Here is a 13,480-nt window from a genome sequence, read left to right as displayed (position 1 = left end):
ATTGAAAACGGAGGGAAGTATGGCCTTAAAAGATCAATTTGATAAATTAAAAAAATTTTTCGAAGAGGACGACGATGAGTATGATGAACCCGTTGTAGCGGCACAAAAGCCACAACCGCAAAAGTCTTCAACAGTAAACACAGAAAAGAAAGCCACAGGTATGAATCGTCCGGTTCAACCTCAAAGACAAGCGCAAGCAAAATCAACTGCTAAACGCCCAGCACCCTTTTCTTCAACAACAAATAACACTAAAACAACAGAGAAAAAAGTTCAAAAACCTATGATGAATCAAGCCACAACAAATGCAGGACAAGTTATTGCCATCAAAGAGCCACGTGCCTATTCTGATATTATGGAATCTGCGCGCATCGTTAAAAATGGAGAGTCGGTTTTGGTTAACTTCAAGTTTATGCCAGATAACCAAGCACGACGTTCAATTGACTTCTTGACTGGTGTTGTATTCACACTTGATGGTGATGTTCAAAATGTTGGCGGACAAATTTTCTTACTTACACCGGCGAATATCACAGTTGATGCTTCCCAAGAATTAAGTATCTTGGCAGGGCAAAACTTTGAGAACTTCGATATTTAATAAACTATGATTATATATATTTTAATTCGACTGATTGGTCTTTATACCTGGGTTTTGGTAGCTTATGCTCTGATGAGTTGGATACCAAGCCTTTATGATACAGCTGTAGGCCGTTTTATTGTCAAAATTTCAAGACCTTATCTGAGCTTATTTGAAGGTATTCCATTACGTTTTGCAGGATTAGATTTCACAATCGTGCTTGGTGTAATTGCTTTACAAGTTATTCAACAACTTCTTTTACGCTTCTTATGAGTCATGAAAATATATATCAACACTTTCATCCTGATGAAAAGCAATTTATTGATCGCGTCTTAGACTGGATGGATCGTGTGGAAAACAATTATTCTGTAGTTACTACTTATTTTCTAAATCCTAGAGAAGTTGAAATTCTCGAATCTTTAGCAAATAAGCGGGAACTTCAGATTTTTTCTACTCAGGATATTGCCCAGACCGAACTCACTAAGATTATTATTGCGCCTGAATTTTATCAGTTAGATGTCGCAGACTTTGACATAGCGTTGTTAGAAATTTTATACGCTAAGAAATTTTATCAACTCAAGCATTCCCAAATTTTAGGGAGTTTCTTAGGTCAAACGGGAATTAGGCGTTCAGAGCTTGGCGATATTATTTTAAGCGAAGGAAGGGCACAAGTTTTTGTTTCCAAACATCTTCTTGAAATCTTTCAGAATAATATCAAAAAAATTGGTTCTGCCTCCGTACAATTTGTTGAAAAACCATTTGAAGAGCTGATAGAAACAGAAGCTGCCTCAGTTATGAAAGTAGTCTTAGTTTCGAGTATGCGTATTGACAAAATTATTGCAAGCACTTTCGAGATTTCTCGCAATCTTGCCGTAAATATGTTACAATCAAGAAAGGTAAAATTAAATTACCTTGAAATTGAAAAGAAAGATTTTACTGTCGAACAAGGAGATTTAATCAGTGTTCGTGGCCTAGGTCGTATTAAGATTCTAAGAATTTTAGGTGAAACCAAAAAAGGTAAACAGAAAATCGAATGTGAAATTACTAAGAATCATAAGAAAAGATAGAGTCTCTTGGGAGATTGGAGGTACTTATGGCATTAAATAGTTTAGATGTTCAAAATAAAACATTTAATACACAAATGCGTGGTTACAACAAACATGAAATTGAAGAATTTTTAGATATCATTGTTCGTGATTACGATGAATTTGCACAAAAAATTAAAGATCAAGAGCGTGAGCTTAAGGCTTTACGTGAACGCGTAAAATATTTCGATGATATGAAAGATTCCTTGAATAAATCTATTGTCGTTGCACAAGATGCGGCCGACAATTTACGTGTTCAAGCACAGAGTGAATCAAACAGCATTATTGCTGAAGCTAGTCAAAAAGGTCAGCTCATTATTGAAGCCGCTAAAAAAGAAGCAGGAACAATCCTTAATCAAGCTTCGGATGATGCACGTCGCTTGGTTCGTGATACAGATGATTTGAAACGTAAAATGCGTCTTTATCACCAACGTATGACTTCAATCATTGAGGCTCAGTTGGCAAGTATTCATTCAGAAGATTGGCAAGATACTCTAGAAGCAACATCTTCACATATTACAAATCCTGAAGAAAAGCTTCAAGAAATTGTGGATATGCAGTTGAGTGATACATCTTTACAAGGAAATATCGCTAAAGATGAACCCGCTAAGGCTGAAGAAAACACTGTTGTAGAACCTACAGTTAAGGAAGAAACTGAAAAAATAGTTGAAGTTGAAGAAACTGAAATTCCACAGACTGTGAAAGAAGTTTTGGCTCCTGCTCTTGAAGAGGAAACTCAAAAAATACCCTCAGAAGAAGGGAAAGTTGCAGAAACTGAAAAAAATGAAGAAACTTCTTATCCAGTTTTTCCAGAAATGCAAACAGAAGTTCCAGAAGTAGAAGTACCTGAACATAAATAATTTAATTTTAGGACAAGAAAAGAAAAATATATTTACAGCAAGTGAGAGTTGATGGAAGTCTCATATTCCCTGTTTTTCGGATTATCACCTAAATTATTCTAAGCCCAAGTCAAGTAAGTTTAGACGCTGTACACGTTACGTACGTAAGAGTTCTCACTTTTCGTGAGAAAAATTAAGGTGGTACCACGGTCTTTCGTCCTTTTTCGAAAGACCGTTTTTTATTATCATTCTTTCCGCTTTAGCGGATTAGAATGATAATACGCAGGGAGCGAAGCGAGTTGTGAACCAAGAAACATTCTTTCCGCTTTAGCGGATTAGAATGATAATACGCAGGGAGCGAAGCGAGTTGTGAACCAAGAAATATTCTTTCCGCTTTAGCGGATTAGAATGATAATACGTAAGAAACAGAGAGTTTAGAGATACTGGTAAACAGATAAAGTTTAAAAGAAAGGTAAAAATTATGAAAATTAAAGATACATTGAATTTAGGGAAAACGGCTTTCCCGATGCGAGCAGGCTTGCCAAATAAAGAAGCTGGCTGGCAAAAAGGCTGGGAAGAAGCTAAACTTTATGAAGCACGTCAAGAACTGAATGAAGGTAAACCATCGTTTATGTTGCATGATGGACCTCCCTATGCAAATGGAAATATCCACGTTGGACATGCCCTAAATAAAATTTCGAAAGATATTATTGTACGCTATAAATCCATGTCTGGTTTCCGTGCACCATATGTACCAGGATGGGATACTCACGGTTTACCTATCGAACAACAACTTTCAAAAGCGGGTATGAACCGTAAAGAAATGGACATGTTAGACTATCTTGAGGAGTGTCGGAAATATGCGCTCAAGCAAGTAGATATGCAACGTTCAGACTTTAAGTCTTTAGGAGTTTTAGCAGATTGGGAACGTCCATATATGACACTTCTCCCAGAATATGAGGCTGCACAAATTCGTGTCTTCGGTAAAATGGCGGAAAAAGGCTATATCTACAAAGGTCAAAAACCAATTTACTGGTCTCCTTCATCAGAAAGTTCATTGGCAGAAGCGGAAATTGAGTACCAAGATGTCCGTTCGGCATCAATCTTTGTGGCTTTCAAAGCAAAAGATGTTAAGGGCTTGTTACCAGAAGATGCAGAATTTGTTATCTGGACAACGACACCTTGGACATTGCCAGCAAATATGGGGATTTTTGTACATCCAGACTACGAATATTCAGTTGTAGAAGTAGGAAATCGTAAATTTGTTGTTGCTTCAGAAATGCTTAGCAAGGTGGCAGAGACTTTAGAGTGGGAAAACCCAACGGTAATTCAAACACTTAAAGGTTCTGAAATGGATATGATGACGGCTTATCACCCATTTTATGATCGTGAGTCATTAATTATGAATGGGGATTATGTCACACTTGATTCTGGTACTGGACTCGTTCATAGCGCACCAGGTCATGGTGAAGATGACTACTTCTTTAGCCGTAAATATAAACTTGAAGTTCTATCACCTGTGGACAACCGTGGTTACTATACGGATGAAGCACCTGGTTTAGAAGGTATCTTCTACGATGAAGGAAACAAAATTGTAAGTAAATGGTTAGAAGAAAAAGGAGCTTTGCTGAAGCTTGACTTCTTTACACACAGTTATCCACATGATTGGCGTACGAAGAAACCCGTTATTTTCCGTGCAACACCACAATGGTTTGCATCGATTGATGACTTCCGTGAAAATATCCTAAGTGAAATTGAACAAGTGGATTGGATTATCCCTTGGGGGAAAACACGTCTCTATAATATGGTTCGTGACCGTGGAGATTGGGTCATTTCTCGTCAACGCGCTTGGGGTGTTCCACTGCCAATCTTCTATGCGGAAAATGGAGAGGCAATCATTACGCCGGAAACAACAGAACATGTTGCCCAGCTTTTTGCGGAACACGGTTCAAAAGTTTGGGTTGAACGTGAAGCTAAAGAGTTGTTACCAGAAGGCTTCACTCATCCTGGTTCTCCAAACGGTAAATTCACAAAAGAAAAAGACATCATGGATGTCTGGTTTGATTCAGGTTCATCATGGAATGGTGTTCTGAACGAACGCGATTACCTGTCTTATCCTGCAGATCTTTATCTTGAAGGTTCAGACCAATATCGTGGTTGGTTTAACTCATCAATCACAACTTCAGTTGCTGTTAACGGTGTTTCTCCATACAAAGCAGTTCTGTCACAAGGCTTTGTTCTTGATGGAAAAGGACGTAAAATGTCTAAATCTATTGGTAATACAATTTTACCTTCAGATGTGACAGGAAAATTAGGGGCAGATATTCTTCGTCTGTGGGTAGCTTCTGTCGATACTGAAGCCGATGTTCGTGTTTCTATGGAGATCCTTAATCAAGTTTCAGAAGTTTATCGTAAAATCCGTAACACAATGCGTTTCCTAATCGCAAATACTACCGATTTTGATAAAAACACAAATGCGGTTTCTTATGAAAACTTACGTAGTGTTGATAAATATATGCTTGTCAAATTCAATACACTAGTAGAATCAGTACGTGAAGCTTATGATTCATACAATTTCATGAGTGTTTATAAGCAAGTGATTAACTTCTTGACCAATGATTTGTCTGCTTTCTATCTTGATTTTGCTAAGGATGTGGTATACATCGAGGCAGCCAATGCTGCAGATCGTCGTTCAATGCAAACCGTGATGTATACAATGCTTGCAGATTTGACAAAACTTTTAGTTCCGATTCTGCCGCACACAGCAGAAGAAATCTGGTCATACCTTGAAGCAGAAACGGAAGAGTTCGCTTATCTTGCTGAAATGCCTGAAGTTAAAGACTTCACTGGCTCAGAAGAGTTACTCGGTGAATGGGAAGCATTCCTTGATTTCCGAAATAAAGTACTTAAAGCGCTTGAAGAAGCACGAGAAGCAAAATTAATCGGTAAATCACTTGAAGCAAAAGTTACTGTATATCCTAATGAAGTGGTTTCAAGTCTTCTTGTAAGTCTTGATGAAAATGTTGCTCAACTTCTCATTGTTTCAGAATTCTCTGTATCAAATGAAGGAGCACCAGAAGAAGCTGTTAAATTTGATGATGTAGCTATTCTTGTGGAACAAGCAGCAGGTCAAGTATGTGACCGTTGTCGCCGTACAGATGTGACCGTTGGGACTGATGAAAATGAACATTTACATGCCCTTTGCTCAAGCTGTGCTACCATTGTAAAAAATGAATTTCCTCAAGTATTAACTGATGGGTTTGAATAAAATAAAAAGCTTGGATATCCAAGCTTTTTATAATATAAAAAACTGCTTCAAGCAGTTTTTAAAATGCAGACAGAGCCATAGCTAGGGAGCTAAAGACAATAAGTAGCAGCATCGCAACGACAACAACCATCGTCACTTTTTGAAAAGTAGATTTTTGTTTCTTTTTGTAAGCCATAGTTTCCTCAATATTTATTATTCTCAGTTCTATTCTAGCAATAAATTAGTAAAATGTCACACTATTTACCAGAATTGTCCGTTTCAGATTTTGAAGACTCTTTTGGTTCTAAGAATTTTGCAAATGGATCTTCTTGCTTCTCAGTTTTCGCTGTTGCTTTATCAGTGTCTAAATTACCGGTTGAGACGCCTAAATCATCCATCATTTTATCGAAATCATCACGTTTTCTAAAAGTTAATCCCATATCGATATTACTCCTTATCATTTTTTATATATTTTACTACGAAAAGTCAAAAAAAGCCAGATAAATAGCAATAAAGTTTGCATTTAAAGCGAAAATCCAGTATAATGTTATGGAACGGTAGTTTGTGTAAAGCACTGCTACCTATAAAAAATATATTTTTTCTCAAAGGAGACATTTTAAAATGGCTAAAGAAGTTTACGACCGTAGCAAACCGCACGTAAATATTGGTACTATCGGACACGTTGACCATGGTAAAACTACCCTCTCAGCTGCAATCTCTAAAGTATTGTCTGACAAAGGTTACTCTAAAGCGACTGATTTCGCATCTATCGATGCTGCGCCAGAAGAACGCGAACGTGGTATCACTATCAACACTGCTCACATCGAGTACGAAACTGATAAACGTCACTATGCCCACATCGACGCCCCAGGTCACGCGGACTACGTTAAAAACATGATCACTGGTGCTGCCCAAATGGACGGTGCGATCCTCGTAGTTGCTGCAACTGACGGACCAATGCCACAAACACGTGAACACATCTTGCTTTCACGTCAAGTTGGTGTTAAATACCTTATCGTATTCCTTAACAAAGCTGACCTCGTTGATGACGAAGAACTTATGGAACTTGTTGAAATGGAAGTACGTGACCTCTTGTCAGAATACGACTTCCCAGGTGACGATACTCCAGTAATCGCTGGTTCAGCTCTTGGTGCTTTGAACGGTGAACCTCAATGGGTTGCTAAAGTTGAAGAACTTATGGACATCGTTGATGAATACATCCCAACTCCAGAACGTGACACTGACAAACCATTGTTGCTTCCAGTCGAAGACGTATTCTCAATCACTGGTCGTGGTACAGTTGCTTCAGGTCGTATCGAACGTGGTACTGTTAAAGTCAACGACGAAATCGAAATCGTTGGTATCAAAGAAGACACTAAAAAAGCTGTCGTTACTGGTATCGAAATGTTCCGTAAAACACTTGACGAAGGTCTTGCCGGCGATAACGTTGGTGTACTTCTCCGTGGTGTTCAACGTGACGAAATCGAACGTGGTCAAGTTATCGCTAAACCAGGTTCAATCACTCCACATACTAAATTCGAAGGTGAAGTTTACGTATTGAGCAAAGAAGAAGGCGGACGTCACACTCCATTCTTCGACAACTACCGTCCTCAATTCTACTTCCACACAACTGACGTTACTGGTTCAGTTAAACTTCCAGAAGGTACTGAAATGGTAATGCCTGGTGATAACGTTCACATCGACGTTGAACTTATCCACCCAGTTGCCATCGAACAAGGAACTACTTTCTCTATCCGTGAAGGTGGACGTACTGTTGGTTCAGGTATCGTAGCTGAAATCAAAGCATAATTCGTTAAGAATTATTGAAGTGGACTCACTTCTTAAAAAAACCTCACATTTTGTGAGGTTTTTTTGATGAATGTTTTTGAAATTAGGAAATAAAAAGCTCCCATTTGGGAGTTTTTTTTAGACTTCATTTTTAATAAAGATTTCACGATCAACAAAAGTATCCATTTGGAAATAAAATTTTTCTTGGATAATTTCGCTAGCATTTTTAAAGATATTCACATTACGTAATCCTGATTTATCAGTAACTGATAGTTTAAAACCTGTTAAATCAGGATTAATAATAATTTTAAGGAGAAAACCTTGACCAGAATTTGGAACCTCTTCAAGTATACGTTTAAATTCAAAGTTTCCAATATTATTTTGAGAAAAAGTTGTGTCTTTGAGAGTAAATTTCTTAACTTTCGGTGATAATGAGTAGCTGTATTTGCAGCCCTCAAGTTTTTTTTCAGTAATAAAAGCCATCTTTTATAGTGCCCTTTCTTTTAGTGTTTGAACAAAATTGTGAATTTCTTCTTCAGTATTGAGTTCTGAAAAAGAAACACGAATATTTTCTTTAAGTTTTGGTGATTCACTACCATATACAGCTTCGAGAACATGGGAAGGATCAACTGTTCCAGCGGTGCAGGCGGAACCAGTTGAAATTGCCACACCAGCAAGATCAAGTTTTGCGAGTAATAAATCATGATTTTTCCCTGGGAACCCGATATTTACAACATGTGGCATACTCGGACCAAATTCGTGTGTATAATATTCAATATCTGCAAGATCATCTAGAAGTGAAGCTTTGAGTTTTTCAACATGGGCATAATTAGCATTCATGTTATCTGTTGCAATTTGTAGTGCTTTTGCCATGCCCAAAAGAGAATGAAGATTTTCCGTACCTGAACGGCGTTTTTCTTCTTGTTCGCCACCGTGGATAATACTGTCAAATTTTAGTCCAGAACGGTGATAAAGAAAGCCGACACCTTTTGGACCGTGGAATTTGTGAGCGCTAGCTGATAGAAAATCTATTTTTAGCTCCTCAGGATGTACGGGGATTTTACCCATTGTTTGTACTGAATCAACATGAAAAACAGCTTGATGATTTTCTAAAAGTTGCCCCACTTCTTTGATGGGAAGTAGTTGCCCAGTTTCATTATTGGCCATCATCATTGAAACAAGAATTGTCTCTTCCCGCAATTCATTTTCAATCAATTGGGTGGGGAAAGAGCCATCAGCTTGGGGTTGAACAAAAGTAACATCAAAGCCATGACGTGTTTTCAAGTAGTCAAGGGCATTAAGTACTGATGGATGCTCTAAGGCAGTGGTGATAATATGATTACCATTTTGACGGTTGGCTAAAGCGTAACCGACCAAAGCGGTGGAGTTGGATTCACTTCCGCCGGAAGTAAAAGTAATTGTTCCAGGCGAAACTTGAAGTGCCTTAGCTACTGTTTCTCGTGCCTGACGTACGAGTTGGCTCGCTTGGCGACCAAAAGTGTGCGTACTGGACGGATTGCCAAAATTGTTAGCAAGAACTTCCGTCATGACATCAACAACTTCAGGAAGTATCGGTGTTGTTGCGGCATTATCTAGATATATAATTGTTCTTTCCTCTCTTTCGAGTTTCTATTAAAAGTCTTATTTCAAGGACATGTAAGGTTCTATTAACTTAACCTTTTTAATAAATGTGTGTATTTCATTTATGTACTCTATACGAAAGCTTAATGACAATCGTAAGTTTCCATTATCTCTATATTACCATGTTTTATATTTTTTTTCTGAAATTCGAACGCTTCCGCTAATTTTTTAGATAAATGAAGTTATGAGAGGAGAAAGAAGTGACTAAAGTAAGTACAGGTTATGAAAAAAGCCACCTAGGCAGAGAGGTGACCTTTGAAAGATGTATTAATTATATTATTGTAATCTGCCTATACCAATTATAACACTGACAAAGGCTAAAGTATAATTTTTTAAACGAAGTGGAACAATCTAAAAATGAAGGATATAATAAATTTAAGCTGGTAAGCAGTCTTATAGGAAAGGAAGAGCAGACAAATGGAATATAACTTATTAGGTATCTCGGCATTAATTGTAATTATTTTAGGATTAACATGGCTCAAGGATGGCGAAAAAATGGATCCGCCTTTGAAGAAAAGAATAGTGATTGATGGTGTAACGATAGCAATCTTTTGGGGTGTTTTCGAGTTTTATAAGTTTTCAAATGTAAAAATGTACAACCATGAAATAGAATTTGTTATCAATAGTTCTTTACTTTTTTTCTTTGCACGAATGCTTCAACTCATTTGTCAAATCAATCCATTATTTCAAGAACTCTTTCTCTATCTCAAATCAAAAGGATTTACTCTTGAGGACAAAAAAATAAAGGAAGAAAAGAATGATAAATAAAGAGATAGCTAACCGTTTTTAGCTCTGTTAACAAAAAGGTAACGTTATTGATAAGCAGAAATGATATATTGGATATGGCAAATCAAAATATCGATTAAAATTTCCTGAACATGAAGTCTCGTTTTGCCAGCGTGGCTTTTTTTCATATAAAAAAACCAGCGAAAAGCTGGTGGTGAATGAACTTAAATATTGTTCAGAATAGACTTTAGTCTTGATTTTTATCAAATTTGAAGAGCGGAGATACAGGACGTCCTTCATGAATACGAAGAATTGCATCTGCCATGTGTTTATCGACACTAAGGTATTTTACATTGTTAGGTTTACGATTTTTAGTAGCTACAGAGTCTGTGACGAGAACTTCACAAATTCCAGACTTTTCAAGTAAGTCAGCTGCCGTTTTAGTGAAGAGACCGTGACTTGCTACGGCATAAACATCTCCAGCACCTGCTTCGCGCACGACAGAAGCAGCATTTGAGAATGTTACACCTGAGTTGAGGATATCATCAATGAGAATAACTTTTTTCCCTTCAACATTACCGATGATATAACCATTTTCACGTTTTGCATCGTCATCTTCATAGTCAACGATGGCAATAGGAGCTTCTAAATATTCCGCAAGACTACGCGCGCGTTTGATACCAGAGTTTTTAGGTGCAACAACAACAACGTCATCGCCAGACAATCCTTTATTCATGTAGTACTCAGCAAAAAGTGGTACAGTGAAGAGGTTATCGACAGGAATATCAAAGAAACCTTGAACTTGAACTGCATGGATGTCTAAAGTGAGTACACGATCTGCTCCAGCTTTGACGAGCATATCAGCTACAAGCTTAGCTGTGATTGGTTCACGGCTTGAAGCAGTTCGGTCTTGACGCGCATAACCAAAGTATGGCATAACGATATTGACTGAATGTGCAGATGCACGGACGCAAGCATCAATCATAATCAACAATTCCCAAATGTTGTCATTGACTGGCCAACTTGTTGACTGGATAATATACACATCATGATTACGAACACTTTCTTCCATGTTAATCATGATTTCTCCGTCAGAAAATTGTTTTGAAGTTACTTTCCCCAAAGGAACATCCATAATTTTGCTAATTTTTTCAGCTAATTCAGGATTCGAGTTCAGTGAAAAAAGTTTAAGTTGTGCGTCAGAATAAGTCACAGTTTTTCTCCTATAATATTATGATATGTCTATTCTATCAAATTTGAGGGGGATTTCATAGCGCTATTTACGTGAAAGGTTTCACGTTATATAGGTAAGGGTTAAAATAAAAAAATTTTTAATGGAAGATGTTTGATATTTAGAGTTGTCTCATTATCTTATATATCCTCTGTAGTAAGCCAAGTGTTTTAGTTACCGAAGTTAAGTGTAGACATGGTAAAATAAGAGGAATATTATGTCTCAAGATGAGATAAATAAAAATAATACAAGAACAGCGGCAAGTATGGAAAGAGGGTAACTTCTTAGCAGCACTTAAATGACTGTGAGGGACCAGACTAAGTCATATTTGTGGGTGACACTGTTAGCAAGGGCCTTGGTTTCAAAAATAAGGGCTTTACATGATGAGAGCTTTTTTAGTGAGGGAGAACAAATGAAAAAGAAAACACTAACGATAATTGGTTTGCTGTTTATGGTGGTTAGTCTATCAGCATGTACAAAAAATAAACACGTGACTCAGGAAGCAAACTCATCTAAAGTTGAAATTACGACACCACAAGGTGAGAGAGTAAAAATTCCCAACAATATTCAGAGAGTTGTGTCACTCTCACCTGCGGTGACACAAGTGATTAACGATCTGGGGCAAAAAGATAAACTCATTGCTGTAGATACGCAAAGCCCCAAGTATGTTAAGGGTTTGGAAAATGTGCAGCAGACAGACCTTATGAACTTGGATCTTGAAAAAATAATGGCGCTCCAGCCAGAACTTTTATTTGTGAGTGATTTGACCCTGTTCCAATCGGAAGATAAAATTAAGAAGCTACAAGATAAAGGAACGAGTGTTGTCGTCCTACCTACTGAAAAGAACTTTAAAGAAATTGAAAACAATATTCGTCTCGTGGCGACAGCTTTAAACCAAAAAGAAAAAGGAGAACAACTTACTGGTCAGATGGAGAAGGATATCTCTGCTTTTAAAGAACAAGCTGCAAAAATAAATCATAAGAAAAGGATTCTGTTTGAAATCGCGGCTTCCCCAGAAATTTATAGTATGGGAAAGGACACTTATATCAATGAAATGATTGAAACAATTGGAGCTGAGAATGTGATGGCCAAAGAAACAGGAGCCATCAAAGTTTCAGAAGAGGCAGCAATTATGGCTAATCCAGATGTAATATTAACAAATGTTGAATATGTTCCGGATCCTATTAATGACATTTTAAAATTGAAAGGTTGGGAAGAAGTGAAGGCAGTAAAAAATAAAGCCGTTTATTCTATTGATAACGAAAGAAGCTCGCTTCCTAATCAACATGTAATAAAAGCAATGACAGAAATGGCAAAAGCGGTATATCCTGATGTATTCAAAAACTTCAAATAAGAATAGAATAAGCATTATTTTGATGCTTTTGGCCCTGTCTTTACTGGCAATGCTTTTAAGCCTTCGAATAGGAAGTGCTCCGATATCAGTCGGTGATTTAATGAATACGATATTGGGCAGAGGGAAAGATTCTGCTCCTCTTTTGCAAAGTATTCTTCTTGAAGTTCGCATGCCTCGGATTTTGCTCAGCTTTCTTGTCGGCTTAGCCTTGGGTGCTAGTGGAACAGTGATGCAATCACTTTTACAAAATCCTTTAGCCTCTTCCTATACCTTAGGCGTATCATCAGGTGCTTCATTAGGCGCTTCGACTGTGATGTTACTCGGTATTAATTTTATGAGTACTTCGATTTCGATGAGCCTTGCGGGCTTTGCTTTTGGACTTGTAACTGTTTTTATCGTTTTACTCTTTGCTCAACAATTTTCCCAATCATTAGATAATCAAACTATCATTTTGGTGGGAATGGTATTTTCTTTGTTTGTTAATTCTTTTTTAACTTTAATGATGACCTTTTCGCCGGATTATATGCAACGTATCATTTTCTGGCAATTGGGGAGTTTTTCAGGAGCTTCATGGGAAAACGTACAGCTCCTCACTTTACTCTTTGTCTTTAGTTTCGTCTGCTTACTTTACTTTCACCGAGAAATGGATATTTTGAGTTTTGGTGATACCTTTGCTTTGAGTCAAGGAGTAGAAGTCAAACGGACGAAAGTTATTTTAATTAGCTTATCGACTTTGCTCACAGGAGCCAGCGTAGCAATGACGGGAGTGATTGGTTTTGTCGATTTGATTGCACCTCATATCGCTCGTCGTTTGTTTGGTGCGACACATAAGTGGGTTCTTCCAAGCTCAGCACTTATAGGCGGCCTGCTCTGTGTTCTTGCAGATACTGTAGCAAGAAGTGTTTTCCAAACAAGAGAATTACCAATTGGAGCAGTAACAGCCCTCATTGGTGCGCCATTTTTCTGCTATATTTTCTTTAGAAAAGGACAAGTATGAG

General features: G+C 37.6%; 14 protein-coding genes. 9 read left to right on the top strand and 5 right to left on the bottom strand.

Annotated elements, in window-relative coordinates:
* The first annotated feature begins 19 nt into the window (after positions 1 to 19).
* From lgb_RS08500 to ileS, 5 genes are all read left to right on the top strand, one after another.
* The gene (locus lgb_RS08500) at positions 20 to 592 is read left to right on the top strand and encodes a cell division protein SepF (RefSeq protein WP_019294092.1); all 573 of its coding nucleotides are present in this window, start codon (positions 20 to 22) and stop codon (positions 590 to 592) included.
* A gap of 6 nt (positions 593 to 598) precedes the next feature.
* Positions 599 to 844: a YggT family protein gene (locus lgb_RS08495; RefSeq protein WP_003133468.1), complete on the top strand. Its 246-nt coding sequence runs from the start codon at positions 599 to 601 to the stop codon at positions 842 to 844.
* Entirely contained in the window at positions 841 to 1,638 is a 798-nt protein-coding gene (locus lgb_RS08490) for a YlmH family RNA-binding protein (RefSeq protein WP_019294093.1), read from the top strand. The genes lgb_RS08495 and lgb_RS08490 overlap by 4 nt, the downstream gene beginning before the upstream one ends.
* Before the next feature lie 26 nt (positions 1,639 to 1,664).
* On the top strand, positions 1,665 to 2,516 hold the full coding sequence (locus lgb_RS08485; RefSeq protein WP_019294094.1) for a DivIVA domain-containing protein: 852 nt from the start codon (positions 1,665 to 1,667) through the stop codon (positions 2,514 to 2,516).
* Between the two features lie 460 nt (positions 2,517 to 2,976).
* Positions 2,977 to 5,763 carry an isoleucine--tRNA ligase gene (gene ileS, locus lgb_RS08480; RefSeq protein WP_019294355.1) on the top strand — a complete coding sequence of 929 codons (2,787 nt, stop codon included), beginning with the start codon at positions 2,977 to 2,979 and terminating at the stop codon, positions 5,761 to 5,763.
* 58 nt (positions 5,764 to 5,821) lie between these two features.
* On the opposite strand, the gene lgb_RS08475 is transcribed toward ileS, so the two are convergent.
* Positions 5,822 to 5,938 (bottom strand): DUF4044 domain-containing protein, encoded by a 117-nt coding sequence (locus lgb_RS08475; protein WP_004259413.1) that lies wholly within the window; start codon positions 5,936 to 5,938, stop codon positions 5,822 to 5,824.
* A gap of 61 nt (positions 5,939 to 5,999) precedes the next feature.
* Positions 6,000 to 6,182: an SPJ_0845 family protein gene (locus tag lgb_RS08470; RefSeq protein WP_017370573.1), complete on the bottom strand. Its 183-nt coding sequence runs from the start codon at positions 6,180 to 6,182 to the stop codon at positions 6,000 to 6,002.
* A 181-nt stretch (positions 6,183 to 6,363) separates the two neighbouring features.
* Between lgb_RS08470 and tuf the strand changes: the two genes are divergently transcribed.
* Positions 6,364 to 7,551 carry an elongation factor Tu gene (gene tuf, locus lgb_RS08465; RefSeq protein WP_003133474.1) on the top strand — a complete coding sequence of 396 codons (1,188 nt, stop codon included), beginning with the start codon at positions 6,364 to 6,366 and terminating at the stop codon, positions 7,549 to 7,551.
* A gap of 117 nt (positions 7,552 to 7,668) precedes the next feature.
* Here the strand turns inward: tuf and lgb_RS08460 are convergent, their stop codons facing one another.
* Together lgb_RS08460 and lgb_RS08455 are read right to left on the bottom strand one after the other, a co-directional pair.
* Entirely contained in the window at positions 7,669 to 8,013 is a 345-nt protein-coding gene (locus tag lgb_RS08460) for a DUF1831 domain-containing protein (protein WP_019294354.1), read from the bottom strand.
* Positions 8,014 to 8,016: 3 nt separating this feature from the next.
* The gene (locus tag lgb_RS08455) at positions 8,017 to 9,135 is read right to left on the bottom strand and encodes a cysteine desulfurase family protein (RefSeq protein ID WP_029345910.1); all 1,119 of its coding nucleotides are present in this window, start codon (positions 9,133 to 9,135) and stop codon (positions 8,017 to 8,019) included.
* 453 nt (positions 9,136 to 9,588) lie between these two features.
* Between lgb_RS08455 and lgb_RS08450 the strand changes: the two genes are divergently transcribed.
* A complete protein-coding gene (locus lgb_RS08450; RefSeq protein ID WP_019294352.1) occupies positions 9,589 to 9,939 on the top strand; it encodes a hypothetical protein in 351 nt (116 codons plus the stop codon).
* Between the two features lie 205 nt (positions 9,940 to 10,144).
* Here the strand turns inward: lgb_RS08450 and lgb_RS08445 are convergent, their stop codons facing one another.
* Positions 10,145 to 11,110 (bottom strand): ribose-phosphate diphosphokinase, encoded by a 966-nt coding sequence (locus tag lgb_RS08445; protein WP_017370577.1) that lies wholly within the window; start codon positions 11,108 to 11,110, stop codon positions 10,145 to 10,147.
* Between the two features lie 430 nt (positions 11,111 to 11,540).
* Between lgb_RS08445 and lgb_RS08440 the strand changes: the two genes are divergently transcribed.
* Both lgb_RS08440 and lgb_RS08435 read left to right on the top strand, forming a co-directional pair.
* Entirely contained in the window at positions 11,541 to 12,482 is a 942-nt protein-coding gene (locus lgb_RS08440; RefSeq protein WP_017370578.1) for an ABC transporter substrate-binding protein, read from the top strand.
* The gene (locus lgb_RS08435; protein WP_029345909.1) at positions 12,460 to 13,479 is read left to right on the top strand and encodes a FecCD family ABC transporter permease; all 1,020 of its coding nucleotides are present in this window, start codon (positions 12,460 to 12,462) and stop codon (positions 13,477 to 13,479) included. Before lgb_RS08440 ends, lgb_RS08435 begins: the two co-directional genes overlap by 23 nt.
* Position 13,480: the final 1 nt, after the last annotated feature.

Origin of the sequence: Lactococcus petauri, assembly GCF_023499275.1 — a bacterium.
In the GTDB taxonomy this organism is placed as follows: domain Bacteria; phylum Bacillota; class Bacilli; order Lactobacillales; family Streptococcaceae; genus Lactococcus; species Lactococcus petauri.
Note: the sequence above shows the minus strand (reverse complement) of the source record. Positions and strands in the feature narration are given on the sequence as shown.

Bases quoted from the DNA above. Each gene is read 5' to 3' on its own strand.
- lgb_RS08500 (WP_019294092.1), top strand. From the start codon at position 20: ATGGCCTTAAAAGATCAATTTGATAAATTAAAAAAATTTTTCGAAGAG.
- lgb_RS08495 (WP_003133468.1), top strand. From the start codon at position 599: ATGATTATATATATTTTAATTCGACTGATTGGTCTTTATACCTGGGTT.
- lgb_RS08490 (WP_019294093.1), top strand. From the start codon at position 841: ATGAGTCATGAAAATATATATCAACACTTTCATCCTGATGAAAAGCAA.
- lgb_RS08485 (WP_019294094.1), top strand. From the start codon at position 1,665: ATGGCATTAAATAGTTTAGATGTTCAAAATAAAACATTTAATACACAA.
- ileS (WP_019294355.1), top strand. From the start codon at position 2,977: ATGAAAATTAAAGATACATTGAATTTAGGGAAAACGGCTTTCCCGATG.
- lgb_RS08475 (WP_004259413.1), bottom strand. From the start codon at position 5,938: ATGGCTTACAAAAAGAAACAAAAATCTACTTTTCAAAAAGTGACGATG.
- lgb_RS08470 (WP_017370573.1), bottom strand. From the start codon at position 6,182: ATGGGATTAACTTTTAGAAAACGTGATGATTTCGATAAAATGATGGAT.
- tuf (WP_003133474.1), top strand. From the start codon at position 6,364: ATGGCTAAAGAAGTTTACGACCGTAGCAAACCGCACGTAAATATTGGT.
- lgb_RS08460 (WP_019294354.1), bottom strand. From the start codon at position 8,013: ATGGCTTTTATTACTGAAAAAAAACTTGAGGGCTGCAAATACAGCTAC.
- lgb_RS08450 (WP_019294352.1), top strand. From the start codon at position 9,589: ATGGAATATAACTTATTAGGTATCTCGGCATTAATTGTAATTATTTTA.
- lgb_RS08440 (WP_017370578.1), top strand. From the start codon at position 11,541: ATGAAAAAGAAAACACTAACGATAATTGGTTTGCTGTTTATGGTGGTT.
- lgb_RS08435 (WP_029345909.1), top strand. From the start codon at position 12,460: ATGTATTCAAAAACTTCAAATAAGAATAGAATAAGCATTATTTTGATG.